The 25,759-nt window shown below is 59.2% G+C and carries 22 protein-coding genes and 2 pseudogenes; 18 read left to right on the plus strand and 6 right to left on the minus strand.

Annotation, left to right across the window (positions count from 1 at the left end):
• The first annotated feature begins 179 nt into the window (after positions 1-179).
• Positions 180-794: a TetR/AcrR family transcriptional regulator gene (locus tag LG290_RS02015; protein ID WP_499836034.1), complete on the plus strand. Its 615-nt coding sequence runs from the start codon at positions 180-182 to the stop codon at positions 792-794.
• A gap of 29 nt (positions 795-823) precedes the next feature.
• Positions 824-1,537, plus strand: a complete 714-nt coding sequence (locus LG290_RS02020) for a lysophospholipid acyltransferase family protein (RefSeq protein ID WP_499837001.1) — start codon at positions 824-826, stop codon at positions 1,535-1,537.
• Here LG290_RS02020 and LG290_RS02025 read toward each other — a convergent pair.
• Together LG290_RS02025 and LG290_RS02030 are read right to left on the minus strand one after the other, a co-directional pair.
• Positions 1,527-2,807, minus strand: a complete 1,281-nt coding sequence (locus LG290_RS02025; protein WP_499836035.1) for an HlyC/CorC family transporter — start codon at positions 2,805-2,807, stop codon at positions 1,527-1,529. The genes LG290_RS02020 and LG290_RS02025 overlap by 11 nt on opposite strands.
• A gap of 96 nt (positions 2,808-2,903) precedes the next feature.
• Positions 2,904-3,704, minus strand: a complete 801-nt coding sequence (locus LG290_RS02030; protein ID WP_499836036.1) for a cytochrome C assembly family protein — start codon at positions 3,702-3,704, stop codon at positions 2,904-2,906.
• 234 nt (positions 3,705-3,938) lie between these two features.
• On the opposite strand from LG290_RS02030, the gene ffh reads away from it, so the two are divergent.
• The 11 genes from ffh (at position 3,939) to LG290_RS02085 (ending at position 14,805) form a co-directional block, all read left to right on the plus strand.
• On the plus strand, positions 3,939-5,354 hold the full coding sequence (gene ffh / locus LG290_RS02035; protein ID WP_499836037.1) for a signal recognition particle protein: 1,416 nt from the start codon (positions 3,939-3,941) through the stop codon (positions 5,352-5,354).
• 238 nt (positions 5,355-5,592) lie between these two features.
• Complete coding sequence (gene rpsP, locus LG290_RS02040; protein ID WP_114487608.1) at positions 5,593-5,841, plus strand: 30S ribosomal protein S16; 249 nt, start codon at positions 5,593-5,595, stop codon at positions 5,839-5,841.
• A gap of 60 nt (positions 5,842-5,901) precedes the next feature.
• On the plus strand, positions 5,902-6,447 hold the full coding sequence (gene rimM, locus LG290_RS02045; protein WP_160417582.1) for a ribosome maturation factor RimM: 546 nt from the start codon (positions 5,902-5,904) through the stop codon (positions 6,445-6,447).
• 50 nt (positions 6,448-6,497) lie between these two features.
• Positions 6,498-7,259 (plus strand): tRNA (guanosine(37)-N1)-methyltransferase TrmD, encoded by a 762-nt coding sequence (gene trmD / locus LG290_RS02050; RefSeq protein WP_499837002.1) that lies wholly within the window; start codon positions 6,498-6,500, stop codon positions 7,257-7,259.
• Positions 7,260-7,434: 175 nt separating this feature from the next.
• Positions 7,435-7,791, plus strand: coding sequence for a 50S ribosomal protein L19 (gene rplS / locus LG290_RS02055; RefSeq protein ID WP_160417581.1), 357 nt, complete (start codon positions 7,435-7,437; stop codon positions 7,789-7,791).
• Between the two features lie 100 nt (positions 7,792-7,891).
• On the plus strand, positions 7,892-8,773 hold the full coding sequence (gene xerD / locus LG290_RS02060; protein WP_499836038.1) for a site-specific tyrosine recombinase XerD: 882 nt from the start codon (positions 7,892-7,894) through the stop codon (positions 8,771-8,773).
• Positions 8,748-9,515: a DsbC family protein gene (locus LG290_RS02065; RefSeq protein WP_499836039.1), complete on the plus strand. Its 768-nt coding sequence runs from the start codon at positions 8,748-8,750 to the stop codon at positions 9,513-9,515. The genes xerD and LG290_RS02065 overlap by 26 nt, the downstream gene beginning before the upstream one ends.
• A 95-nt stretch (positions 9,516-9,610) precedes the next feature.
• A complete protein-coding gene (locus tag LG290_RS02070; RefSeq protein ID WP_499836040.1) occupies positions 9,611-10,927 on the plus strand; it encodes a homoserine dehydrogenase in 1,317 nt (438 codons plus the stop codon).
• 2 nt (positions 10,928-10,929) lie between these two features.
• A complete protein-coding gene (gene thrC / locus LG290_RS02075) occupies positions 10,930-12,318 on the plus strand; it encodes a threonine synthase (RefSeq protein ID WP_499836041.1) in 1,389 nt (462 codons plus the stop codon).
• 7 nt (positions 12,319-12,325) lie between these two features.
• Positions 12,326-14,122, plus strand: coding sequence for a single-stranded-DNA-specific exonuclease RecJ (locus LG290_RS02080; protein ID WP_499836042.1), 1,797 nt, complete (start codon positions 12,326-12,328; stop codon positions 14,120-14,122).
• 47 nt (positions 14,123-14,169) lie between these two features.
• Positions 14,170-14,805, plus strand: coding sequence for a YitT family protein (locus LG290_RS02085; RefSeq protein ID WP_499836043.1), 636 nt, complete (start codon positions 14,170-14,172; stop codon positions 14,803-14,805).
• 121 nt (positions 14,806-14,926) lie between these two features.
• Here LG290_RS02085 and LG290_RS02090 read toward each other — a convergent pair.
• A pseudogene (locus LG290_RS02090) lies at positions 14,927-15,037 on the minus strand (IS5/IS1182 family transposase); the annotation flags it as partial.
• A 124-nt stretch (positions 15,038-15,161) separates the two neighbouring features.
• On the opposite strand from LG290_RS02090, the gene LG290_RS02095 reads away from it, so the two are divergent.
• The 3 genes from LG290_RS02095 to torD are packed head-to-tail and all read left to right on the plus strand — an operon-like array spanning position 15,162 to position 19,229.
• Complete coding sequence (locus LG290_RS02095; RefSeq protein ID WP_499836044.1) at positions 15,162-15,995, plus strand: hypothetical protein; 834 nt, start codon at positions 15,162-15,164, stop codon at positions 15,993-15,995.
• 19 nt (positions 15,996-16,014) lie between these two features.
• Entirely contained in the window at positions 16,015-18,513 is a 2,499-nt protein-coding gene (gene torA, locus LG290_RS02100) for a trimethylamine-N-oxide reductase TorA (protein ID WP_499836045.1), read from the plus strand.
• Entirely contained in the window at positions 18,510-19,229 is a 720-nt protein-coding gene (gene torD / locus LG290_RS02105; RefSeq protein WP_499836046.1) for a molecular chaperone TorD, read from the plus strand. Before torA ends, torD begins: the two co-directional genes overlap by 4 nt.
• A gap of 4 nt (positions 19,230-19,233) precedes the next feature.
• Here torD and LG290_RS02110 read toward each other — a convergent pair whose 3' ends face one another.
• The 3 genes from LG290_RS02110 to LG290_RS02120 form a co-directional block, all read right to left on the minus strand.
• Complete coding sequence (locus tag LG290_RS02110) at positions 19,234-19,653, minus strand: VOC family protein (RefSeq protein WP_499836047.1); 420 nt, start codon at positions 19,651-19,653, stop codon at positions 19,234-19,236.
• Between the two features lie 136 nt (positions 19,654-19,789).
• On the minus strand, positions 19,790-22,375 hold the full coding sequence (locus LG290_RS02115; RefSeq protein WP_499836048.1) for a heavy metal translocating P-type ATPase: 2,586 nt from the start codon (positions 22,373-22,375) through the stop codon (positions 19,790-19,792).
• On the minus strand, positions 22,372-22,785 hold the full coding sequence (locus tag LG290_RS02120; RefSeq protein ID WP_499836049.1) for a MerR family transcriptional regulator: 414 nt from the start codon (positions 22,783-22,785) through the stop codon (positions 22,372-22,374). The genes LG290_RS02115 and LG290_RS02120 overlap by 4 nt, the downstream gene beginning before the upstream one ends.
• Before the next feature lie 280 nt (positions 22,786-23,065).
• On the opposite strand from LG290_RS02120, the pseudogene LG290_RS02125 reads away from it, so the two are divergent.
• Both LG290_RS02125 and prfB read left to right on the plus strand, forming a co-directional pair.
• Positions 23,066-24,408, plus strand: a pseudogene (locus tag LG290_RS02125) (OmpP1/FadL family transporter).
• 244 nt (positions 24,409-24,652) lie between these two features.
• Positions 24,653-25,751 (plus strand): peptide chain release factor 2 gene (gene prfB, locus LG290_RS02130; RefSeq protein ID WP_499837003.1). Its coding sequence is split into 2 segments (ribosomal slippage): positions 24,653-24,727 and positions 24,729-25,751, totalling 1,098 coding nucleotides; the frame shifts between segments, so codons are not numbered across the junction.
• Positions 25,752-25,759: the final 8 nt, after the last annotated feature.

A 25,759-nucleotide genomic window follows, 5' to 3' on the forward strand; every position in this document is an offset into this window, starting at 1 on the left:
AACACTGTAATGTAACGATGACCGATGGCTTGGACGGAACCAGGGGTGCAATAAACCGTGAAATGTATGTTTCTAGTATCGAAAACACTGTTCGATGTAAGGTATCCTATATCAGTACTTCGTTGCGCTAAAGCGTAGTGAAGCGTTTCCTTGTCGCAGTCGTTCAAATAGAGAAAACCATGGCTCGTCCCAGACAGCATGCGCCCGATGCCTTACATGCGCAGGTCATGCAGGCTTGTGATGCCTGGCTTGCCTTGCGGCCGGTTCACAACCTGTCGCTGCGTGCGCTGGCCCGAGAAGTGGGCTGTGCGCCCAGTACGCTACTCAAGTTATATGGCAGCTTCAACAACTTGTTGCAGCACGTCAACGTGGAAACGCTGGCGCGCCTGCAACAAACCATCGCCAGTCTGGATGACGACGCCCCGGAGCCCTGGTTGCGCGCCTTGGCGCATACCTATTGGCATTTTGCCGAAGCGGATCGTTACCGCTGGCAGCTGCTGTTTGATCATCCCCTGGCTGAAGAAGGCGAGTTGGATCAACGTCAGGGTGACTTGATCGGCGCTTTGTTCATGCAAGTGGAAGCCGCCTTGAAGCGCTACCAACCGGCGCTCGACGACCTCGAAGCCAGTCGGCTGAGTCGTACTCTCTGGGGCAGTGTGCATGGGTTGGTGCAGCTGGGACTTAATGAGCGCTTGGGGTATTGGCAGGGTCAGCGGCTCGAAGTGGATGAATTGCTCGATCAGCTGATGAGTACGGTGCTGGCGGGCCTGAATCATCAGGAACCCCCTAAATGACAGCCTGGTGGCTAGCCGGTTCGCTGGGAATGGCGGCGTTATTGAGTGCATTGAAGCCCAGCCGTTATTGGCTGCTGCGCGGCCTTCGCCAGCTCCTGCGGCTTTTGATCCTGCTGATCATGCGGCTTTGCTATCGTTTGCGGGTTCACGGCCTCGAGCATGTGCCTCGAGAAGGCGCGGCATTGATCGTGTGCAATCATGTCAGCTTCATGGATGCCCTCATATTGGGCGGCGCCTGTCCTCGGTCGTTGCGCTTCGTGATGGAGCGAACTATCTTTGAGTCTCCCTGGCTGAACTGGTGGTTTCGTCTGGTTGGTGCTATTCCCATCGAGTCGGAACGCCGTAATCCGGGGTCGTTGCGGAAAACCTTGGAAGCTATCAGCCGAGCGTTACGTAACGGCGAAGTGGTGATGGTGTTTCCCGAAGGAAAATTGACCACGGATGGCGAAGTGCATACCTTTCGGCGCGGCCTGGACGCTATTCTAGCGCGTGACCCCGTGGCGGTGATTCCGGCCGGCATCACCGGGCTATGGGGATCCTGGACCTCTCATCATGAAGGGCCCGCGCTGAAAAAGTGGCCGCGCCGCTGGCGCGCCCGCGTCAGCCTGCGCTTTGGCTCGCCGGTAACGCCCCAGGCGTTGGTAAGTCAAGGGCGCGCCCGTCAGAATGCGTTGCGGCATTATCTGGAGGCGCGGGTGCGGGTACTGACCGCCCTGGCGGATGACGAACAGATCAGTTCCTAGCGCGTGCCAGGCGACCTTGTTGCCAGCAGCGTGCCGAGGTAATCAAGTTGTCGCGAATCTCCAGGATTTCCATCCGCGTGTTACCTACCTGCAAGCAGGCGGGCCCCTCGGGGAAGGCTTCCAGATGTTCGAGAATCAGCCCATTCAAAGTCTTGGGGCCATCGGTGGGTAGTTGCCAGCCTAGTGCCTTATTGATTTCCCGGATATTGGCGGTGCCTTCGATGACGTGGCTGCCATCCTCCTGCTGATGAATTTCCTGATCTTCCGAGACGTCGGTAGTGAACTCGCCGACGATCTCTTCGAGTATATCCTCCAGCGTGACCAAGCCGTCGACATCCCCGTATTCATCGACAACGATACCGATACGGCGTTTCTGTTTCTGGAAATTGAGCAACTGTGTATGCAGGGGCGTCGATTCAGGGATGAAATAAGGGTCACGCGCTTCCTGAACGATGGCCGCCTTGGTCACTTCGTCACGGGAAAGAAAGCGAGCCGCATTACGCAGGTGCAGCATTCCGATGATGTTGTTGATATCACCTTTGTACACCGGTACCCGCGTGTGTTGGCTGGTGCGTACCTGAGTCAGAATGTCTTCCAGGGAATCATCAAGGTCGATCCCGACGACTTCATGGCGGGGCACCATGATGTCGTTCACGGTGACGTTTTCCAGATCCAGAATCGACAGCAGCATGGTCTGGTGACGGTAGGGGATCAGAGTACCCGCTTCATGCACGATCGTACGCAATTCATCCCGGCTCAGATTGTCCCCGCCGCCTTCCACGCTCTTGACCCCGGCCAGCTTGAGCAAGCTATTGGAAATCACGTTGACCAGCCATACCAAGGGGTAAAGCAGCTTGAGCAGCGGTTCGAGCACCACGGAGGTGGGGTAGGCCACCCGTTCGGGGCGAATCGCGGCATAGGTCTTGGGGGTGACTTCGGCAAAAATCAGAATGGTGATGGTCAATAACGATGTAGCCACCACCGGCCCGGTAACTTCGCCAAAGAAATGAATGGCGATAATGGTGGCGATCGAAGCGGCCAGGTTATTGACGAAGTTGTTACCGATCAGAATCACGCCAATCAAGCGGTCGGGTCGTGCCAGGAGCCGAACGACGCGCTTTGCTCGGCTGTCACCGCTATTGGCTTGATGGCTCAAGCGGTAACGGTTGATAGACATCATGCCGGTTTCAGAGCTTGAGAAAAAAGCGGAAAGTAAAACAAGCAAAGCTAGCAGGCCGAACAATAACCCCAAGGGGAAGTCGTCGCTCAAGTCGAAAGGTCCTCTGTAACGTGTCAGGCTTGATTTGTAGGGAGCGAGGGGCAATGTGTCAAGTTAGCGAAACGTCGCCTTGTCCCTGTCCAAGTGTCAGTTTTGGTTGAGCAGAATTTCCAGAACGAACTTGCTGCCGAAATAAGCCAGCAACAAGAGGGCGCAGCCCCACAGCGTCCAGCGTACCGCGCGCATGCCTCGCCAGCCGAACCGATAACGACCTACCAGCAAAGTAGTGAAAATCAACCAGGCTGCCAGCGAGAGCACGGTCTTGTGCGCCAAGTGTTGTGCAAAGATATTATCCAGAAACACCAGTCCGCTGATAATCGATAAGGTAAGGAGAATGACGCCCGCCCACACCAGTTCGAACAACAGGCGCTCCATGGTGGTCAAAGGAGGCAGTGATTGGACGATGCCGCGGATGTGATGATGACGCAGCGCCTGATTCTGAAGTCCCACCAGCACGGCCTGTGCCGCCGCGATGGCGAGCATGGCAAACGCCAGGGCGGAACTGGCCGCATGGAGCAGGATGCCCGGGGTCAGGCCGGTTTCGCGTCCTTGGCTGGGCAGCCAGGTAGCCATGACGAGCGCCAGTCCGGCCAGGGGAAACAGCGCGATGGCGGCATTGAGCACCGGCTTGAACAGGCTGGCGACCAGAAGCAGATTGACCACTACCGCCATCAATACAGTGGCGCTGGTGGTCAGTCCCGGCAACAAGCCGGGCGCTTGAGAGACTAGTTCGACCACGACCGGAATATGCATCAACAGCCCGAGCGCGCCGAGCAGACGCACTATGCCGGGACGTGGGGGGACGCGACGTAAAAGCGTCATGCCTTGCCAGATGGCGGCGGCAACGTAAAGTACAAAGGCTAGAGTGGCGAAAGGGAGCGCCTGCATTGTGCTATCCGTGCGCCTTGCCAGCGCGTTGCAAATGAATCGGTTATCTGGATCAAGCTCTATTTATCAGAGACTATGTATCAAGGCGGTTACTATAACCAATCCTGATGGCGCCGCACAGTCATAGCCCAATGACATCTTCGCAGACCATGGAGACTCGGCGCCACAGGGCGTATAATTGCGCCCAAATTATTTCAGGTCGTGATGTGCAAAGCGACGGAGGCAAGCAGCCCCATGTTTGAGAGTCTCAGTGAGCGTCTATCCCAGACGCTGAAATCGATCAAAGGTCAGGCCCGCCTGACCGATGACAACATCAAGGATACTCTGCGCGAGGTGCGTAAGGCGCTTCTCGAGGCGGATGTCGCCCTGCCGGTGGTCAAGGCCTTTATCGAGCGGGTGCGCGAGCGCGCGGTCGGGCAGGAAGTGTCGAAAAGCCTGTCGCCGGGCCAGCAGTTCGTCAAGATCGTCCAGCAGGAACTTGAAGCGATCATGGGGGAAGCCAACGAAGGGCTTACCCTGAAAGGCTCCCCTGCGGTAGTGTTGATGGCTGGACTGCAAGGGGCGGGTAAAACCACCTCGGTTGCCAAGCTGGCGCGCTATCTGCGCGAGCGAGAAAAGAAAAAAGTGTTGGTGGTGTCGGCGGATGTCTATCGCCCGGCGGCGATTGATCAGCTGGAAACCCTGGCCAAGGAAGTCGAGGTGGATTTCTTCCCCTCGCGCTCTGATCAAAAGCCGGTCGACATCGCGGAAGCGGCGATCAAGCATGCCAAGATTCAGTTTCATGACGTGCTATTGATCGATACCGCCGGTCGTCTGGCGATCGATGAAGCAATGATGGCCGAGATCCAGGCGCTGCACAAAGCCGTCTCACCGCAGGAAACGCTGTTCGTGGTCGATGCCATGACCGGTCAGGATGCCGCCAATACCGCCAAGGCCTTCAATGAAGCCTTGCCGTTGACCGGGGTCATCCTGACCAAGGCCGATGGTGATGCGCGCGGCGGTGCGGCGCTTTCGGTGCGGCATATCACCGGCAAACCGATCAAGTTCATGGGGGTGGGGGAGAAAGTCGATGCCCTGGAACCGTTCCACCCCGACCGGGTCGCATCGCGCATTCTCGGCATGGGCGACATGCTTTCCTTGATCGAGGAAGCCGAGCGTACCGTCGACAAGAGCAAGGCCGAACAGCTGGCCAAGAAGGTCAAGAAAGGCGAAGGCTTCGATCTTGAAGATTTCCGCGATCAGCTCCAGCAGCTCAAGAAAATGGGCGGCATGGGCGGACTGCTGGGCAAGCTGCCCGGCATGGGACAGATGGCAGAAATGGCTCAGGGCCCCGGCCCGGAAAAGGAATTGGGCAAGCTTGAAGCCTTGATCAACTCCATGACGCCCAAGGAACGCCATAAGCCGGACATCATCAATGGCTCGCGCAAGCGGCGTATCGCCGCCGGAGCGGGCTTGCAGGTGCCGGACCTCAATCGTCTGCTCAAGCAGCACAAGCAGATGCAAAAGATGATGAAAAAAGCCGGCAAGAAAGGCGGTATGCAGAAAATGATGCGCGGCATGTCCGGCATGATGGGCGGCGGCCCGGGCGGCCCGGGCGGTCCCGGTGGTATGGGGGGCATGGGCGGCCCCGGTGGTATGCCCCGCCGGTAAGCGTTCGGCTTGACGGCTCTGGGGTTTTCTGGCCGTCAGGCTTTCCAAGCCCTGCGCATTTGCGTAGAATGCGGCCTCTTCATGCGTGGGCCATGCGCGAGTGCCGTGAAAACCGGCCCGGCCGGTCCACATGAAGCAAGCATTACCCATGAAGCACACCTTCAACATGAAGTGTCATTTCAACTATTTGAAGGGCTACTTCACGTTCCCGTAACCTCAACCGAAGGATAGTTATCGTATGGTTACCATTCGTTTGGCACGTGGTGGCGCCAAGAAGCGTCCCTTCTATCATTTGACCGTTACTGACTCACGCAACGCCCGCGACGGTCGTTTCATCGAGCGTGTCGGTTTCTTCAACCCGGTTGCCCGTGGTCAGGAAGAGCGCCTGCGCGTCGATCTGGATCGTGTGACTCACTGGCAGAGCCAGGGTGCACAGGTTTCCGGGCGCGTTGCTGAATTGCTCAAGGAAGCTCGCAAGCAGGCCTGAGCCTGAGATGCGAACTCTTGCGCAATCGTTGCATATCATGGGAGCACAGTGAGGTCGTCGATGAATCGTAGTATTACCAACCGTTCTGGCGACGAGCATGTGGTGCTGGGCAAGCTGACCAGCCCCTATGGGGTGAAAGGCTGGCTCAAGGTGTATTCCTACACCAACCCCATGGATAGCATTCTGGACTACCCGGAGTGGTGGATACGCCAAGGGCAGAGCCTTTCACGTTACACCGTCCTTCAGGGGCGTCGTCAAGGCAAGGGGCTGGTGGTCGAGCTCAAGGGTGTGGATGAGCGCGGTGCGGCGGAAGCGCTTGCCGATGCCGACATTCTCATGAGCAAGCAGGAACTCCCCGAGCTTTCCGATGACGAGTTTTACTGGCATGAGCTTGAAGGATTGACTGTCTTCACTCAGGCCGGCGAGCGGTTGGGACAAATTATCTATTTGTTCGAAACCGGCGCCAACGATGTCATGGTGGTACGCGGTGACGACGACGCGATCGACAAGCGTGAGCGTTTGCTGCCGTTCTTGCCTGAAAAGGTCATCCTGGAGGTGGACCTGGAAAATCGCCGCATGGTGGTGGACTGGGACAGCGAGTTCTAGGAAGGGGCAGGCAACGCAATGAATGAGACGGCCAGGTGGGTATCTTCGACATGTGGATAGGTGTGGTGTCGCTGTTCCCGGAAATGTTCGAGGCGATCAGTCGTCACGGCGTAACCGGTCGGGCAGTGGAAAGGCAACACATCACGCTGGAATTCTGGAATCCGCGTGACTACGCCACAGATCGACATCGCAGCGTGGATGACCGTCCTTACGGCGGTGGTCCTGGCATGTTGATGAAGGTGGATACGCTACGTGCCGCCATTCATGCCGCCCGTGAACGGGCCGAGCAGGCCACCGGTCAGGCGGCCAAGGTGATCTATCTATCGCCCCAGGGGCGAAAGCTGGATCAACAAGGGGTCAAGATGCTGGCTGAGGCAGGACCATTGGTCGTGGTCGCCGGACGCTATGAAGGCATCGACGAACGCCTGGTCGAAAGTGACATCGATGAAGAATGGTCAATCGGTGACTATGTGCTCAGCGGCGGTGAGTTGCCGGCGATGGTGCTGATTGACGCAGCGGCAAGGCTGGTGCCCGGCGTTCTTGGTCATCAGGATTCCGCTGTCGAGGATTCATTCAACAACGGTTTGTTGGATTGCCCGCACTACACGCGCCCGGAAGCAATTGATGGGCGACAGGTGCCGGCGGTACTGCTGAGTGGCAACCATGGGGCGATCAAGCGCTGGCGCTTGAAGCAGTCCCTGGGGCGCACCTGGCAGCGGCGTCCGGATCTGCTCGAGAAGCAGACCCTCGACGCCGAACAGCGAACACTGTTGAAAGAGTTTATCGACGAACACGCCCTGTCCAGCAGGTAGGTCAGGGCGGAGGTGCAGGGCGATGCCCGGGGCTAACCCGAGGGCGGCATCTGCGTCACCCATGACGACTCCCGCCTAGCTCGTTTCGAGCGCCGGGATCACGGCTCCCGCCAGCCATGCCAGATACAGCCGGCACAACGAGTGGTGAGCCAAGACATTATTCAGGAGTAATAACATGAGCAGTAAGAACAAGGTGATCCAGGCGATCGAAAATGAGCAGATGTCCAAGCAACTGCCTCCCTTCGCCCCCGGCGATACCATCATCGTTCAGGTCAAGGTAAAGGAAGGCACCCGCGAGCGTCTGCAGGCGTTTGAAGGCGTGGTGATCGGCAAGCGTAACCGTGGTCTGAACTCCGCTTTCACCGTGCGCAAGATCTCTCACGGTGTGGGCGTCGAGCGTACCTTCCAGACTTACAGCCCGCTGGTTGACTCCCTCGAAGTCAAGCGTCGTGGTGATGTGCGTCAGGCCAAGCTTTACTACCTGCGTGAGCGCAGTGGCCGTTCTGCCCGTATCAAGGAAAAGCTGGCTTAATCAGCGAATTTCCGCGGGCGTTGCGGCGCCCGGGCATACAGGACCCCGTCACCGCTTTGCGGGGCGGGGTTTTGTTTGTTGATGAGATGAGAGAGATGCCATGGACAGGATAGAAGCGTTTCTGGATGCGCTGTGGTTGGAGCGCGGGGCGAGTGATCATACCCTGAGCGCCTACCGCAGCGATCTGGTGGCCTGGCAAGCGTATCTCGCCACCTCTGAGCAGGATATCCTGCATCCCGATTCCGAGGCGCTGCCTGTCTGGTTTGAACAGCGTCGCGAGTCGGGGTATCAGCTACGCAGCAATGCGCGGCTGCTGTCGAGTTTGCGTAGTTTTTATCGCTGGGCGCTACTGCACGCCATGATCCAACACGACCCCTTGGCAGAGGTGCGTTTGCCACGCGTGCGCCCTGGGCTGCCCAATATCCTGGATGAAAACGAAGTGGAACGTCTGCTGGCCGCCCCGGATACCGACACTGACCTGGGGTTGCGTGACCGGGCCATGCTGGAACTTCTATATGCCTGCGGCCTGCGCGTCTCGGAGTTGGTCGGTTTGACCACCGATGCGCTCAACTTGCGGCAAGGGGTTGTTCGGGTGCGAGGAAAGGGCGATAAAGACCGCCTGGTGCCTTTGGGCGAAGAAGCCGGATATTGGTTGGGTCGTTATCTGGAAAGGGCGCGTCCCGCGCTGATGGCGGATGTCACACGTCCGGCGCTGTTCCCAGGGCGAGGTGACAAGTCGATGACCCGGCAGACCTTCTGGCACCGGATCAAGGTGCATGCCGCTTGCGCCGGAATCAGCCGGCCGTTGTCACCGCATACCTTGCGCCATGCATTCGCGACGCATCTGTTGAATCATGGTGCCAATCTACGCGTGGTGCAGTTGTTACTGGGTCACAGTGATCTGTCGACCACACAAATTTACACGCATGTCGCCCAGGCTCGCCTGGAAGCGTTGCATGCCGAACATCACCCACGAGGTTGAACTGATGATTCGTCGTTCCTCTGTATTTTTTCTGGCGCTGGCGACTGCCATTTTGCCTTTGTCGGCCAATGCCGATACGGTGCCCGACCAACTCACGGAAACCCTGAGCGTCAACGGCCAGCGCATGCCGGTCGAACGGGTCGAGCCCACGCCGCTCGAGGGTATTTTTTCCGTGCGCCTGGAAAGTGGCGAAACTTTCTATTCCAATGCCTCGGGCAGTCATTTTCTGGTGGGCGATCTTTACGACAATAGCGGTGAAGGCTTGGTCAACCTGACCGAACAATCGCGCAACGAGGCACGCGCCACGGCGATTGAGGAAATACCGGAAAGCGAACGCGTGGTATTTCGTGGCACGCAGCCGACCCGGGCCACCGTGGTGGTATTTACCGACCCGACTTGCCCTTACTGCGCTCAGCTGCATGAACAGGTGCCCGAGCTCAACGAGCGCGGCATCGAAATTCATTACCTGGCGTTTCCACGCAGCGGAATGAACGGAGCCGCCGCCAGAACCATGCAGCAAATCTGGTGCTCGGATAATTCAGGCGATGCAATGACGCGTGCCAAGCAAGGCGAGGCACTGACTAACGCATCGAGCTGCGACAATCCGGTTGCAGCCCAGTATGATCTAGGCATGCAGCTCGGGGTTCAGGGTACGCCGGCATTGGTTTTACCTGACGGACGGCTGGTGCCGGGCTATGTGCCGCCCCAGCGGCTAGCCGACATGCTGGGTCTTGACGACTGATCGCCACGACCAACAATGAGCACGCGGCCTGTCGTAGCAGCCGTCGCATTATGCCAAATCACTCGTATGTTCACGTTATGCAAAGGGGAAAGACATTGAAACCGGTGAGAGTAGGTATCTGTGGATTGGGCACTGTCGGTGGCGGTACCTTCAACGTATTGACCCGGAATGCGGACGACATTGTTCGCCGCGCCGGACGGCCGATCGTCATTGAGCAGGTCGCTCACCGCAGCATTCACCCGGACTGCGATATCACCGGTATCAAGGCCACCAGCGATGTGTTTGAAGTGGCCACCAACCCGGACATCGATGTCGTTGTCGAGCTGATCGGCGGCTACGATATCGCCCGTGAATTGGTTCTGACCGCGATCGCCCATGGCAAGCATGTGGTCACTGCCAACAAGGCGTTGATTGCGGTACACGGCAACGAGATTTTCAAGGCCGCCCATGAAAAGGGCGTGATCGTGGCGTTCGAAGCGGCCGTGGCCGGGGGTATCCCGGTGATCAAGTCGCTGCGTGAAGGCCTGGGCGCCAACCGTATCGAGTGGGTGGCGGGCATCATCAACGGTACCGGCAATTACATTCTTACCCACATGCGCGATGAAGGCCGCACCTTCGAAGACGTCCTGACCGAAGCGCAGGCGCTGGGCTATGCCGAAGCTGACCCTACCTTCGACGTGGAGGGCATCGACGCTGCGCACAAGCTCACCATCCTGGCGTCCATCGCTTACGGCGTGCCGCTGCAATTCGACAAGGCCTTCACCGAAGGCATTTCACGGATTACCGCTGAAGATATCCAGCAGGCCGACAACCTAGGCTATGTGATCAAGCATCTGGGGATTTCCAAGCGCACCGATCACGGCCTTGAGCTGCGCGTGCATCCCACGCTGATTCCCAAGGAACGTCTGCTGGCCAATGTGCATGGGGTCAAGAATGCCATCGCCATCATGGGGGATGCCGTAGGGCCGACCCTGTATTACGGCGCCGGCGCCGGTGCCGAGCCTACCGCTTCGGCAGTCGTGGCTGACCTGCTCGATGTGGCGCGGGACATCACCACCGACCATCATTACCGAGTGCCGTATCTGGCCTTCAGCGGTATCGGCGAAGATGTCGGCAGCCTGCCGATCATGCCCATGGAAGATATCATCACGGCCTATTACCTGCGCTTGCTGGCCGTGGATCGTCCGGGTGTGCTGGCGCGAGTGGCGACCATCCTGTCCGAGCAGGGCATTTCAATCGAGGCCTTGATCCAGAAGGAAGCCACCGAAGGTGAGCTGGTACCGATCATTCTGTTGACCCACCGCACCAAGGAAAAGCAGATGAACGAAGCCATTCGTCAGATCGAAGCGATGGCAGATATCGCTGGGTCGGTGATGCGGATTCGCGTGGAAAGCCTCGACGAGCAGGAGTGAACATGCGCTATATCAGTACACGCGGCCAGGCGCCGGCGTTGTCGTTTGAAGACGTGGTGCTGACCGGCATGGCCAGTGATGGCGGCCTGTATGTGCCGGAAACCATCCCGCAGCTTTCCCATGATGACTTGGCCGCCATGGCCGGGCTCTCCTATGCCGAGATCGCCTTTCAGGTGATGCAGCCGTTCGTGGGCGGCGAGATCGACGACGAGACTTTCCGCGAGATCGTGCGCGAGGCTTACGCCACCTTCAATCATGACGCCGTGGTGCCGCTCAAGCAGCTGGATGCCAATCATTTCCTGCTCGAACAGTTTCATGGGCCGACCTTGGCGTTCAAGGACGTGGCTCTGCAATTGCTCGGACGGATTCTGGATCACTTCCTGAAAAAGCGCGGCGAGCGCGCGGTGATCATGGGCGCGACCTCCGGCGACACTGGCTCCGCGGCGATCGAAGGCTGTCGCCATTGCGATAACCTCGACATCTTCATTCTTCACCCGCACAACCGTGTCTCGGAAGTTCAACGTCGCCAGATGACTTCGGTACTGGCCAACAATGTCTTCAATGTGGCCATCGAAGGAAACTTCGACGACGCCCAGGCGATGGTCAAGGCCAGCTTTGCCGATCAGGGTTTCCTGAACGGTACTCGGCTGGTGGCGGTGAACTCGATCAACTGGGCGCGCATCATGGCGCAGATCGTCTACTACGTAGCGTCCGCCGTAGCGCTGGGTGCACCGCATCGCCAGGTCAGCTTCAGCGTACCCTCGGCCAACTTCGGCAATGTCTTCGCCGGCTACATGGCTCACCAGATGGGCTTGCCGGTCAAGCAGTTTATCATTGCCACCAACACCAATGACATCCTGCATCGCACCTTGGCGGCCAACGATTTTTCCAAGAAGGAGCTGGCGGCGACGCTTGCGCCCTCGATGGACATCGTGGTGTCGTCCAATTTCGAACGCCTTCTGTTCGATGCCTACGGACGTGATGGCAAGGCCGTGGCGGACCTTCTCGAACGCTTCCAGAAAGAACCGACGGCCTTGGCCGATGCGCCCCTGGCCAAGCTGCGCGAGCTATTTTCCAGCCATAGTGTGGATGACAGCACGATTCTGGAGGTGATTCGCGAGGCCCATCATCGCACAGGTGAATTGCTCGACCCTCACACCGCCACCGGCTACCGCGCCGCCGAGCGTGAGCGGGCCGATCAGTCCACGCCGGTGATCACCCTCGCCACGGCGCACCCGGCTAAATTCGCCGAAGCAGTGGTCAAGGCCGGTTTCTCAGGGGTGCCATTGCCACCGCACATGGAAGACCTGCTGGAACGCGAAGAACGTTACACGGTACTGCCTGCTGATCTTGCCGCGGTGCAGCGCTTCGTCGCGGAAAATCGGCGTTGAGCGTGATATGACGGCTTCCAGCAACCCGCACTACCATGCGACGCGGCCCCGCCTGGAGCCGCGTCTGCGTGATGCGAGTATTTACGCCCGTGCCCAGGCCGAAGGGCTTTCCGAGCTTCAGGCACGCATCCTGGCCGGTCGGTTGAATGGCTACGCAGGCGACTTGGCTCCCTTGGTGACCCCCAGCTTGCGCTACCTGGCGCATCCAGAAAAACTTGCCGATGGCCGCCGCGCCGCCGAGCGTATTGCCCAGGGGGTGGTGGACGGCGAGCACATCGGTATCCTCACCGATTACGACGTCGATGGGATTACTTCGCACGTGGTGATTCGGCGTACCCTGGTCGAGCTGTTCGGGGTGCCGGAAAGCAAGTTGCACAGCCTGATCGGTCACCGTATTCACGATGGCTACGGCATCAGCCTGCCGCTGGTCGAACGTACCCTGGCGCTCAAGCCGGTACCCAGTCTGGTGATTACCGCCGACTGTGGCAGCTCCGATGAGCCGCGTATCGCCCGGCTTAAAGCGGCGGGCATCGATGTGGTGGTCAGCGATCACCATGCGCTACCTGTGGAAGGCCCGCCACCCTCCGCGCATTCAGTGGTCAACCCCACCCGGGACGATTGCGCCTATCCCGATCCCACCATCGCCGGCTGCATGGTGGCCTGGTTGGTCATGTCGCTGGCGCGGGGAGTGCTGATCGAATGGGGGGTGCTGTCGGCAACCACGCCCAAGCTTTCGCCCTGGCTTTCCTATGTGGCGTTGGGCACCGTGGCCGACTGTGTCTCTCTGGGTGAAAGCCCTGCCAACCGGGCCGTGGTCAATTTCGGCCTGCAATTGATCAATCGCATGGATGCCGCCTGCTGGCGGGCCATGGCGGCACGGCTGGGCGCCGACAGTGTGCCCTTCAACGCCGAAACGCTGGCGTTCCAGATGGGGCCGCGAATCAATGCCCGTTCGCGCCTGGATGACCCCTATGCGGCGCTGCACTTCATGCTCGCGGAAAGCGATGCCGTGGCGCAGCGCCAGCTTGAGGTCCTGGACCAGGACAACCAGTCGCGCAAGGCAATCGAGCTGGACATGGCGGAAGAGGCGCGCGCCCTGGCGGCGGTGCCCTTGGCTGCCGGTGATCCGGCGCTGGTGGTGTTTCTGGAAGATGGCCACCCCGGCGTTCAGGGAATCGTCGCCTCGCGTCTGGTGCAGGCCTATGGCCGCCCGGCCATGGTGCTGACCCCGGCCTCGGCACCCGGCATGCTCACCGGCTCCGGGCGCTCCATCGATGCGCTGCATTTGCGCGATGCCCTGCAACGCACCTTCGCCTTGGCTCCCGAAACGTTACCGCGTTTCGGCGGCCACCGTGGGGCGGCGGGAGTGGGGGTGCCGGTGGCTCAGCTGGAACGTTTCCGCGAGGCTTTCTTGCAGGCCGTTGGCGAGCAGTTGGGGGATACGCAACTTTATCCGCGCGTCTGGACCGACGGGCAGCTGACCCCGGCCCAGCTGGATCTGGCAACACTGATCGAACTCGATGCCCTCGGCCCTTACGGCAGAGAGTTCGATTCCCCCCTGTTCGAAGGCGAGTTTCTGGTCGAAACGCTCAAGCCGGTAGGGGCCGATGGCACCCATCTGATGCTGGAGCTGTCCAGTGGGGCCGTGACTCATCGGGCGATCTGGTTTCGGGCACTGACGCCAGGTGAGCTGCCCGCCTTCGGCGTGGGAGACAGCCTCCGCTGCGCCTACAAGCTCAACCGCAACCGCTGGCGAGGCCGTGAGACGCTGCAGTTGATGGTCGAGCACGCGGAGCCGAGCTAGGCTTTCCCGCCTGGCATCTGTTGTTGAAGCATAAAAGGATGTTTTTCATGCACGAGGATAACTTGCCTCGGGACCCGCATCGGCCTTACGAGGATGTCATGGCGATGCTGTTGGGTACGCTGTTCGTCGGCCTGGGGGTAACCTTCTATACCCATGTGGTACTGCTTACCGGGAGCACCGCGGGCATGGCACTATTGCTGACCTATGCCAGCGAAGCGGCGGGGGTATCGAGTCTAGGCTTTGGCGCCTGGTTCTTTCTGATCAACCTGCCGTTTTATTACCTGGCGATCAAGCGCATGGGGTGGAGTTTCACGCTACGCACTTTCGTCGCCATCGGGCTGGTATCGTTGTTTTCCGAACTGACCCAGCGTTGGGTGCAGTTTGAGCAAGTGCCAATTCTATACGCGGCGATCATGGGTGGCGCCCTGATGGGAATCGGCATGCTCATGCTGTTTCGTCACCGTACCAGCCTCGGCGGCATCAATATTCTCTCGCTGTACCTGCAGCAGCGTTACGGTCTGCGCGCGGGCTATGTCCAGTTGGGCATCGATGGGGTGATTCTGCTGGTGGCCCTGGCGTTGCTGCCGCCGGACCGTGTGGCTTACTCGGTGCTGGGCGCCTTGATCCTGAACCTGATCATCGCGCTCAACCACAAGCCGGGGCGCTATATCGGAGTTTCCTGACAGCGCGGCTCTGCCGGCGCCGGCAGAGCCGCAGGCGTCCCCGCCTGTTCTGTCTTCTCTTTCATCCGCACTCCCTTCCCGTTCCCTTCCATGTCCTGCCGCCGGTCGTGAGTCTGGCGGCACGCATTCGATAAAGAATGCCTTCTACCGTCATTCGTAGATCGGGCTTGAGATAAATTCTTTGTTGAAGCAGGATAGTTTTCAGCTTCGACCAGTGTTCATTGTTGAGCATAGCAATCAGGACTTTTCAGGCAAACCGTAGAGTGCTAATAATTAAAATGTATTAGAAACATGTCGGTTGACTCACGGCGAGTCGATGCGGTGTAAGCGAATTCCGCGTCAGGCGTAATACAACGTTGGAACGACGAGCGTGGTGGTGCCTGGTGCAAGGCGAAATCTTCGAGGGGGACAGTATGGGAGAGGTCAACGGCCAGAGCGAATCCCGCTCCGGCGGCAATCTGCGTGAGTGGCTTGTCTTTGTTTTTGTAACAGCGGTGATAGTGCCACACCTCACCTTTGCCGCAGAACGCGACCAGAGCTGCGTGGACTGCAAGCTGCCCGAGCAAATGGGCAGCACCGATCCTATGCTCGCACGTCTTGTGCGTGAAGCGACCTCGGTCAGCCTGGATGAGGACGAAACTTACTATAGTGCCAAGTCTGTGGATCTGTATACCGATGCCGAGCGCACCATGCAGGCGGGCATGCTTCAGATTGCGACAGCAGTTATTGTGCTTGAGACTCAGGGCGACAGCGTAAAGCTGGCTATTCCTTCTTGGCGTAAGGAGAAAGGCTTTGGTCGCATGCTGTATGACGACTTAGGGCAGAACATCAGCAACGCCATTCTCGATAAAGACGTTGCACAGGATGAAGCGCTCATCGAGACTCAGGAGAGTGAGGTCGTCGATGACCTGACCGGCCTACCCTGGGCCAAAGTGAACGTGGAATTGTGGGCCGAGAAGGGGGCCTACCTTACAAACCGCGATGCACTGTGGGAGACCGCCGGGCAAATCTATCGCGATGCTTGCAGCGTATGCCATACCGAACCTGCTCCCGAACACTTCGATGCCAATACCTGGCCAGCCATGTTCTCCGGAATGGTGGGGTTCACCAACATGAGTGCAGGCACGCAAGGGCTGGTACTCAAATATCTTCAGACGCACTCCTCCGACTATGTCGACGGTACCCACTGATATCTCTTAAGGAACTTTCATGATTATTAGCCGTAGAAGTTTCCTCAAGGGGGCGATGGTGGGTTCCGCAGCCTCGCTGATTGGCCCGGGACTGCTCGCCAAGTCGGCCGCCGCCGGGGTGACCGAGCAGGGCGTCTGGAAAACCGCCGGCTCTCACTGGGGGGCCATGAATGCTCTGGTGAAGGGCGGCAAAGTCGCCGAGGTGAAGCCGTTCGGCGCCGACCGCTACCCCACCGAGATGCTTAACGGCATCAAGGGACTGATCTATAACCCGTCACGCATCCGCTACCCGATGGTACGCCTGGAGTGGCTCAAGAATCGCCACAATGGCGATCGCACCACACGAGGCGACAATCGCTTCGTGCGCTTGACCTGGGACGCCGCGCTCGACCTGTTCCACGAGGAGCTGGAGCGCGTCCAGACCGAGCACGGCCCCTGGGCGCTCTACGCTGGCGCCACCGGCTGGCGGCAGACCGGCCAGGTACACAGCTGCGGCAACCATATGCAGCGTGCGATAGCGATGCATGGGAACTTCGTCAAGAAGGTGGGTGACTACTCGACAGGGGCAGGGCAGGTCATCCTTCCCTATGTCCTTGGCTCCACCGAGGTCTACAGCCAAGGCACTTCCTGGCCGCTGATCCTGGAGAACAGCAAGACGGTGGTGCTGTGGGGAAATGACCCCTACAAAAATCTGCAGGTGGGGTGGAACTGCGAAACCCATGAGGCCTACGCCTATCTGGAGGAGCTCAAGGCCAAGGTGGCAGACGGGAGTATCCGGGTGATCAGCGTGGATCCGGTGCGCACCAAGACCCAGAAATATTTGGGGTGCGAGCAGCTCTATCTAAACCCGTTGACCGACGTAGCCTTCATGCTGGCCATGGCGCACACGCTCTATAACGAAGGCTTGTACAGTCAGGCGTTCATCAACGCCTACGCTCTCGGCTTCGAAGAGTTCATCGCCTATGTACAGGGCGAGAGCGATGACGGCGTAGCCAAGACGCCGGAGTGGGCTGAGTCCATTTGTGGCGTCGCTGCCGAGCGTATTCGCGAGTTCAGCCGCTTGTTAGCTGCTGATCGCACCCAGTTGCTGTTCGGCTGGGCGATACAGCGTCAGCAGCATGGCGAGCAGCCTTACTGGATGGGGGCCGTGCTGGCGACCATGCTGGGGCAGATTGGCCTGCCCGGCGGCGGTATCAGCTACGGTCACCATTATAGCTCCATTGGTGTCCCTTCATCGGGGGCCAGTGCACCAGGGGCTTTTCCGCGCAACGTGGATGCCGGCAAGACACCCGAACATACCAACACCGACTTCCAGGGAGCCGCATCGACCATTCCCGTGGCGCGCTGGATTGACTGCCTGCTCAATCCCGGGGAGAAGATCCAGTACAACGGCAGCGACGTGGTGTTTCCGGACATTCGCATGTGTATCTTCAGCGGCTGTAACCCTTGGCACCATCACCAAGATCACAACCGCATGAAGCAGGCTTTCCACAAACTCGAGACAGTGGTCACCATTGACTACTCCTGGAACGCCACCTGCCGCTTCTCCGACCTGGTGCTACCAGCCTGCACGCAGTTCGAGCGAAACGATATCGACATCTATGGCTCCTACTCCAATCGCGGCGTGCTAGCCATGCACAAACTGGTGGACCCGCTGTTCCACTCCCGCAGCGATTTCGACATCTTTACCGACCTGTGCCGGCGCTTCGGACGCGACGAGGAGTATCGCCAAGGCCTGAATGAGATGGGCTGGGTGAAGAAGCTCTATGATGAGTGTCGCGAGGCGAATAAGTCCTTCAGTCCCGCCCCCGGAGGCGATCAGGCGACCTCATCGATGCCGAAGTTCGCAGACTTCTGGAAAGAGGGCTACGTCGACTTCGGGCCCGGTGAAAACTGGGTACGCCATGCGGACTTTCGCCAGGCCCCCGAGGTCAATGCGCTGGGAACGCCCTCCGGCTTCATCGAAATTTCCAGCCGCAAGATCGCACGCTACGACTACGATGATTGCCGTGCCTACCCCACCTGGATGGAGAAGACAGAGCGTTCTCATGGTGGCCCCAACTCGGATCGCTACCCGCTGTGGCTGCAGTCGGTGCACCCTGACAAGCGGCTCCACTCCCAGATGTGCGAGTCCGAGGAGTTTCGCGCCACCTATACGGTGCAGGGCCGCGAGCCTATCTTCATCAGTCCGCAGGATGCGACGGAGCGCAGGATTCAGGACGGTGACCTGGTGCGAGTCTTCAACGACCGAGGTCAGCTGCTGGCCGGTGCGGTGGTGTCCGACGACTTTCCGCCCGGCGTGGTTCGCATCCAGGAGGGTGCCTGGTACGGACCGGTGGGGCCGGAGATCGGCGCGCTGGACACCTATGGTGACCCTAACACCCTGACCCTTGATGTAGGCACCTCCAAGCTGGCCCAGGCGCCAAGCGCCAACACCTGCGTGGTGGAGATCGAGCGCTTCGAAGGCGAGGCGCCCGCGGTGACTTCCTTCGGTGGACCGATCATGGTGGAGATATGAGAGAACAGACATCGTTTTCGCCACACGCTGGCCAGGCGAATGCCTCGGCCACTGTCGTCGGTTCGGAGGAGGAGCACGCCAGATGGGCGGCTGCCTGGGAGTCGGAAAGCCTGCTGTGCCGGTGGTTGGCAACCCTGCTCAGTATCGAGTTGGATGACGCTACGTTAGCGCGCTACCGCAAGGGGGAGGCGACTCCTCTGCTGGAGCTCCTGCGCGATGAGCATGGGCTCCAAGTGGAGGTGGAGCGGCTTGAATCGGCGTTGGCAAAGCTGGTCATGCTCACGACACCGCACCTTGAGCTGGCCGCCGATTTCGCCGAGCTGTTCCTGGGGGATGCGCGTAGCGGCGCGCCGCCCTATGCCTCGCTGTATGCCGACGAGAAGGGGAACTTTCACGGCGCACCGACCGAGCGCATGGAGGCGCGCTTGTCTCAGGCGGGCTATGCAGTCAAGCAAGAGGTAGGCGAGCCCGCCGACCATCTAGCTGTCATGCTCGACTACCTTGCCACCCGCTGCATGGCCCTAGTTGCGGCAAAGAGCAGTGAACGCGAGGCGCAGCGTGACGATATCCGGGAATTTCTGGGGCAGGAGCTGTGCAGCTGGCTGCCGCGTCTCGACGCCCGCTGCGCACAGGTAAAAATCGTTAGCGATTTTTATCCAGCACTGGTGGCGCTGACCGCTGCCTACTGCCAACGCCTGGGGGCATCGGAGCATTAGCCGGTCAATAAGTCGGCCAGACGCCTGGTGTCGCCAGTTCGATCAGGTGTCCGTCGGGATCGCGGAAGTAGAGGCTCTTGCCGCCGCGTGGCCAGTGGGTGCGGCCCTCGATCTTCACGCTATGGTCCTCGAGCTGATGCTCCCAGTTGATCAATTCTCGCTCGGTGATGGCGAAGGCCAAGTGGACACGTCCCTTGCCATCGTGGGGTGGGATGGTGCCCATGTCCTTGGGCAGTACCACCGTCTCCAGGGTTTCGCCTTGGCGGAACAATAGCAACACCGAACCCGCGCCGGCGTCGTAGGCGGTAAAACGATGGTCGGCATTGAAGGGCACGAGCCCCATTATTCCCTCGAAAAAGGCCCGTGCCCGGTCCATGTTCTCGACATAAAGCGCTGTTTCCAGCACGCCGTTGAGCTTGGACATGTCCGTATCTCCCCGCTACCGATTGGTTATCTCTAAGCGTAGCAGCTTTCGCTTCTTGCCCGGCTCTAGGTGGGTTTCCAGAACCACCAGACAATCGCCACGATTAGACCTAACCCTGCAAGATTTATCAGCCAGCTCATGATGTCGCCTCCTGTGCTTTTGTGGAGATAGGGGCTTTGGGAGCCGTCGATGCCGAGCTCGTCTTGAACAAGCGCAAGCGGTTGGCGTTACTCACCACGGTGATCGAAGAGAGCGACATGGCCGCCCCCGCGATTATCGGTGAAAGCAGCATGCCGGTGAAGGGATAAAGCACCCCGGCGGCAATCGGGATGCACAGGACGTTATAACCAAAGGCGCCCACCAGGTTCTGCTTGATATTGGTGAGGGTAGCCCGGCTGATCTCGATAGCATCGGCAACGCCGTGTAGCGACCCACGCATCAACGTGATGCCCGCGCTTTCGATCGCCACATCGGTGCCTTGGCCGATGGCAAAGCCGACATTCGCCCGGGCCAGTGCCGGCGCGTCGTTGATGCCGTCTCCCACCATGCCCACGATGGCACCTGAACGCTGCAGGCGCTCAATTTCGGCGTGCTTGTCTTCCGGCAACAGGCCGGCGCGAAACTCATCGATTCCCACTTCTCGGGCAATGGCGGCAGCGGTGTGACGGTTGTCGCCGGTCAACATCACCACGCTCAGACCGTCCGCTTGCAGGCGTTTGACGGCCTCGATGGTGTCGTGACGCAAGGGGTCGCTGATGCCGAAAACCGCTGCCAGGCGACCGTCCATGGCCAGATAGACCACGGTGCGAGCGTTCTCCTCCCACTCCCGCGAGACGTCGCCTGCATCAGTCAGGTCGATCCCCGCCTGCTCGAGCAAGCGTGCATTACCCAGCAGCAATTCAGTCCCCTGAGTCGTCTGCGCTTTTACCCCACCCCCGGTCACACTGTCGAAATTAGCAATCTCAGAGGCGCTGGCGCCCTGGTCTTCGGCATGGGCGAGCAGGGCATTGGCCAGGGGGTGCTCGGAGCTACGCTCCAGGGCGGCGACGTACCCTAATACTTGGCCGCTATCCTCATGAAATATCTTGGTGTCGGTCACGGTGGGCTTGCCCTGAGTCAGGGTGCCGGTCTTGTCGACGACCAGGGTGGTGAGTTTGGTGGCGGTCTGCAGGGCATCACCGCTGCGTACCAGCACGCCATGCTCGGCAGCCTTGCCCACGCCGATCATGGTGGAGATCGGTGTGGCCAGGCCCAGTGCACAAGGGCAGGCGATGATCAGCACCGTGGTGGCGGTGATCAGCATATGCAGCACCCGGGGTTCGGCACCGAAATTGAACCAGGCCAAGGCGGTTAGCACGGCGATGATCATCACCGAAGGCACGAAAACACTCGAGACCTTGTCGGCCAGATGGCCGATGGGTGGGCGCGAGTTCTGGGCGCTGGCGACCTGCTCGGTGATTTGACCCAGGCGCGTGTCGGCACCCACGCGCGTTGCGCGATACACCAGGGATCCCTTGCCGTTGACCGTACCGGCGTTGACCTCGTCGCCTGGTTGCTTGGTCACCGGTAATGGCTCACCGGTAAGCATGGATTCATCGATATGGCTTTTGCCCTCGGTAACCTCCCCGTCCACCGGCAGGCGCTCACCAGGGCGCACACGGATGTGGTCGTTCTCGCGTACCGCATCGATGTCGAGCTCGCGCTCTTCACCATCACGAATCACCCGGGCGGTGCGGCTTTGCAGATCCAGTAGGCGTTTGAGGGCGTCGCTGGTGCGCCCGCGAGCGCGTAACTCCAGCGCATTGCCCAGCAGTATCAGGCCGATGACCATCGCCGAGGCTTCAAAATAGATACCCAGCGCCATCTCCGGCAGCCAAGGAGCAAATATCACCACCATCATGGAGTAGAGCCAGGCGGTTCCGGTGCCCATGGCAATCAGGGTATCCATGTTGGCTTGATGATGTTGAAAATTCCTCCAGGCGTTAATGAAGAAGTGGCGCCCCGGCCCCATCAGGATCGCCAGAGTAAGCAGGCCGATAACCAACCAGAAAAGCCGCCCCATCCCTGTCGGGTGAGGGTGATAGATGAACATTCCAGCCATCAGCGGTACCGCTAGCGCCAGCGACCAGGCGCTGCCCTTGAGGCGTTGCCGGTAGGTTACGGCATCCTTTTGCGCACGCAGGCGTTCGGCTTCACGCATGTCGACAATGGGTTCGGCGGAATAGCCCGCACTGTCCACGGCAGCGATAAGCGCCTGGGTGTCGGCATTGCCGCGCACTTGCGCGGTGTGGGTGCCGAAATTCACCTCAGCGGATGTCACGCCGGGTGTTTTCTCCAAGGCTTTTTGCACATTACTGACACAGCCGGCGCAGGTCATGCCGGAAACGGCCAGGCGAATAGTAGGCTCGCTCTCGGAAGGCGCTTTCGAGTCGGTTGGCGCTGACGCTGAGCTATCTGAAGTCTGTCTTGAAGCCGGTTCCAAAGCCGGCTCTGAAGAGTCCGTGACGGGTGGCGACTCAATCTCGCCCGGGGGGAAGCCGGCATCGACCAGTACTTGATCCAAGCTGGCTTTATTCAGACGGCTGGTGACCTCCAGATGTTTCTCCGCGGGTGTGCCGATAACCTCGGCAGTGGGGTCTTGCGCCTGGATCGCTTCACGCATGCGTTTGACACAGCCTTGGCAATTCATGCCGGGAACCGTGCGCTCAAGGGTATGGCTCATGGAGTGTCCTCGGGAAAGTTTTCGATCAAGCGGCAAAGGCTGTGGCCGTCCGGTGTGCCGTCGGGCATGTCGGCCCAGGTCTCAAGGGCCTGTTCCATGCGCGCCGCAAGTGCTTGGAGTTCGGTAATACGTGCATTTATCTGAGGCAAACGCTCGGCCATCAGGTCCCGCACCAGCGGGCAGGGGGAGTCACCTTGGTCGGCATGCAGCAGAATGTCGCGAATTTCGTGCACGCTGAAGCCCAGGGTGCGTGCCCGTTGGATAAAGTTCAGGCGCTGCAGGTCGGTGTCGCTGAACAGCTGGTAACCGTTGTCCGGATGACGCCGGGGAGAGAGCAGCCCTTCCCGGCTGTAGTGACGTACGGTTTCAGCGGTGACCCCAGAACGCTTGGCAAGTTCACTGACTTTCATCGGCGGCCTCGGTGGGTGGAGAGTGTACCTAGTGTAAAACCTATTTGTTACCCATAGGTCAAGCGACTTTTTGGGTTAAGGTGATAGTGGAATAAAACAATGATTTAAAACGAACGTTAGACTTATGTCTGGGGGCTAAATAAAATAAAACGAACGTTTGCCCTTGAACCTTTTGGCCAGGTGCGAGAAAAGATGCAGGTACACACAAGCACAGTAGGTAAATAGTGCGGCCAGCATTAAAAAAATAAGCATGTTGGTTTATTAGCAAAAGGGTTTCATCATGAAAAACAATTTCCACAAGCTTGCCTTGGTAGTCTCCGTTGCCACAGCCTTCGCCAGCCAGGCTCATGCCGGTGGCTATCAAATCAATGAGCAAAGTGCCAGTGGACAGGGTTACGGTCATGCTGGGCGTAGTTCCAACGTCAACGATGCCACTATCGTCTTCGGCAATCCGGCGGGGATGTCGTTTCTCGATCGTGCACAGTTCAGTGCGGGCGGTACTTACCTGAATGTGAACAGCAGCATTTCCAATGCCCAGGCATCCCAGAGTAGCCCGGCATTTCTTCAGGCCACGGGAGGGCAGACCGATACATTGCCTGTCACAGGTTCCAACGATGGCGACATGGTGCCGGGAACGTTGATTCCCTATCCGTTTTACGCTCATCCGGTGGATGACAACTTGGCGTTCGGTTTTGGCGTCTACGCTCCTTTTGGCTCCAAGACCGACTATGAAGGCGGTTTCCAAGGTCGCAATCAGGGCAACTATACCGAAGTGAAGGTCATTAGCGCTCAGCCCACCGTCTCCTACCGCTTCAACGACCAGTGGTCGGTGGGGGCGGGGTGACTTATAACCGTGTCGAGGGTGAGCTGCATCGCCAAGTGCCGGTGGCGACTCCCCTTGGTCTCACCGAAGCGGATTCCCGCGTGGATGGTGAGGATGAGACTTGGGGCTATAACCTGGGGATAATCTACCAGCCGGTTCCGGAAACAACGTTCGGGCTGACATATCGCTCCAAGGTCGACTACAACCTGGAAGGCGATTTTACAGCGACTTCGCCGGTGCTGGATCAATTGGGCATCGGCACCGTCACCGACGATGCCACTCTTGATTTGACCATGCCGGAAACTGTCAACTTCTCCTTGACCCAACAGATGAGCGATAACCTCAAACTCATGTTCGGTGCTTCCTGGGCACGCTGGAGTCGTTTCGAGCAGATTCGCGTGGATGGGGGCGAGCGAGATGCCATCACACTGGAAAAGCAGGATTACAGCAATGCCTGGGCCTTGTCGACCGGTGGCGAGTATCAGCTGACGCCAGAGCTTGCCTTGCGTGCCGGTGTCGCACTGGACTTCACGCCGACCAACGATGATACCCGTAGTGTGCGCATCCCTTCGGATGATCGCCGCATCTTTTCCTTGGGTGCCGGTTGGTCGCCGACCCCTGATCTGACCATCGACGTGGCGTATTCCTACCTGACCGAACGTAGTACCCATATAGAGCAGTCTAAAACAGATAGTTTCAAGGTGGCGGGGCAGAGCACACCACCGATCACCTCGAATTATTCCGCCGACTACAAGAACGAAGCCCACGGTTTCGGCGCGCAGCTGACCTACCGCTTCTAACGCCTGACGTCTGAAACGTTTCGCTCGCAGACAACCCGGTATTCGCCGGGTTGTCTGTTTTGCAGTAGGGCAATGGATGCGAGTAATCGCCAATTTGGGTACAATGCCTGCCTTTTCCGCACGCCACGCTGCTTTCTTGGGGACAAGTCTTGGAGACAGGGCTTTCTTGAACCTGGCCTGAGCAAGCGCTGTGGCGGCGAATGCTTCCCCGCAACGTTATCAGTCACTCAATCAGGGCGAACCCATGCTGGAAACCAACCCGATTCATAACCTCATCAAGGACCTGTCTGAGCGGACAGACGTTCTTAGGGGGTATCTTTGACTATGCCGAAAAGCAGGATCGGCTAGAAGAAGTCACCCGTGAACTTGAAGACCCCGCTATCTGGAACGACCCGGCCTACGCGCAGAAGCTAGGCAAGGAACGCGCTTCTCTGGAAGCCATCGTGGCCACGATCGATGAATTGGATCAAGGCCTCGCCGATGGCCGCGACCTGCTCGAGCTCGCTGAGATAGAAGACGACGAAGACACGGTAGAAGAAGTGCGTAAAGAGCTTGATGGCCTGGCGGCTTCGCTCGAAAAGCTCGAATTTCGGCGCATGTTTTCCGGTGAGATGGACGCCAACAATGCCTATCTGGATATCCAGTCGGGTTCCGGGGGCACGGAGGCCCAGGATTGGGCCAACATCCTGCTGCGCATGTACCTGCGCTGGGCCGAAAGCCACGGCTTCAAGGCTGATATTACCGAAGTGTCCGCCGGTGATGTGGCGGGGATCAAGTCGGCTTCGATCCACATCCAGGGCGATTACGCCTTCGGCTGGCTGCGCACCGAAACCGGGGTGCATCGTCTGGTCCGCAAGAGTCCGTTCGACTCCGGCGGCCGCCGCCATACCTCGTTTGCCTCGGTGTTTCTGTCGCCCGAGATCGATGACAGCTTCGAGGTCGAGATCAATCCTTCGGACTTGCGCGTTGACACCTATCGTTCCAGCGGTGCTGGCGGTCAGCACGTCAATACCACCGATTCCGCGGTGCGGATTACCCACGAGCCGAGCGGCATCGTGGTGGCCTGTCAAGGCCAGCGCAGCCAGCATGCCAACCGTGACTTCGCCATGAAACAGCTCAAGGCCAAGTTGTGGGAGCATGAGATGCAAAAGCGCAATGCCGCCAAGCAGGAAGCCGAAGATGCCAAGGCCGATATCGGCTGGGGCAGCCAGATCCGCTCCTATGTGCTGGACGATCAGCGCATCAAGGATCTGCGTACCGGCGTGCAATCGAGCAACTGTGAAAAGGTGCTCGACGGCGACCTGGATCAGTTTATCGTTGCCAGCCTGAAACAGGGCTTGTGAGCTTCTTT

Origin of the sequence: Halomonas sediminis, from assembly GCF_044871105.1 — a bacterium.
GTDB classification, from domain to species: domain Bacteria; phylum Pseudomonadota; class Gammaproteobacteria; order Pseudomonadales; family Halomonadaceae; genus Vreelandella; species Vreelandella zhuhanensis.

Bases quoted from the DNA above. Each gene is read 5' to 3' on its own strand.
- LG290_RS02015 (WP_499836034.1), top strand. From the start codon at position 180: ATGGCTCGTCCCAGACAGCATGCGCCCGATGCCTTACATGCGCAGGTC.
- LG290_RS02020 (WP_499837001.1), top strand. From the start codon at position 824: ATGGCGGCGTTATTGAGTGCATTGAAGCCCAGCCGTTATTGGCTGCTG.
- LG290_RS02030 (WP_499836036.1), bottom strand. From the start codon at position 3,704: ATGCAGGCGCTCCCTTTCGCCACTCTAGCCTTTGTACTTTACGTTGCC.
- ffh (WP_499836037.1), top strand. From the start codon at position 3,939: ATGTTTGAGAGTCTCAGTGAGCGTCTATCCCAGACGCTGAAATCGATC.
- rpsP (WP_114487608.1), top strand. From the start codon at position 5,593: ATGGTTACCATTCGTTTGGCACGTGGTGGCGCCAAGAAGCGTCCCTTC.
- rimM (WP_160417582.1), top strand. From the start codon at position 5,902: ATGAATCGTAGTATTACCAACCGTTCTGGCGACGAGCATGTGGTGCTG.
- trmD (WP_499837002.1), top strand. From the start codon at position 6,498: ATGTGGATAGGTGTGGTGTCGCTGTTCCCGGAAATGTTCGAGGCGATC.
- rplS (WP_160417581.1), top strand. From the start codon at position 7,435: ATGAGCAGTAAGAACAAGGTGATCCAGGCGATCGAAAATGAGCAGATG.
- xerD (WP_499836038.1), top strand. From the start codon at position 7,892: ATGGACAGGATAGAAGCGTTTCTGGATGCGCTGTGGTTGGAGCGCGGG.
- LG290_RS02065 (WP_499836039.1), top strand. From the start codon at position 8,748: ATGCCGAACATCACCCACGAGGTTGAACTGATGATTCGTCGTTCCTCT.
- thrC (WP_499836041.1), top strand. From the start codon at position 10,930: ATGCGCTATATCAGTACACGCGGCCAGGCGCCGGCGTTGTCGTTTGAA.
- LG290_RS02080 (WP_499836042.1), top strand. From the start codon at position 12,326: ATGACGGCTTCCAGCAACCCGCACTACCATGCGACGCGGCCCCGCCTG.
- LG290_RS02085 (WP_499836043.1), top strand. From the start codon at position 14,170: ATGCACGAGGATAACTTGCCTCGGGACCCGCATCGGCCTTACGAGGAT.
- torA (WP_499836045.1), top strand. From the start codon at position 16,015: ATGATTATTAGCCGTAGAAGTTTCCTCAAGGGGGCGATGGTGGGTTCC.
- torD (WP_499836046.1), top strand. From the start codon at position 18,510: ATGAGAGAACAGACATCGTTTTCGCCACACGCTGGCCAGGCGAATGCC.
- LG290_RS02110 (WP_499836047.1), bottom strand. From the start codon at position 19,653: ATGTCCAAGCTCAACGGCGTGCTGGAAACAGCGCTTTATGTCGAGAAC.
- LG290_RS02115 (WP_499836048.1), bottom strand. From the start codon at position 22,375: ATGAGCCATACCCTTGAGCGCACGGTTCCCGGCATGAATTGCCAAGGC.
- LG290_RS02120 (WP_499836049.1), bottom strand. From the start codon at position 22,785: ATGAAAGTCAGTGAACTTGCCAAGCGTTCTGGGGTCACCGCTGAAACC.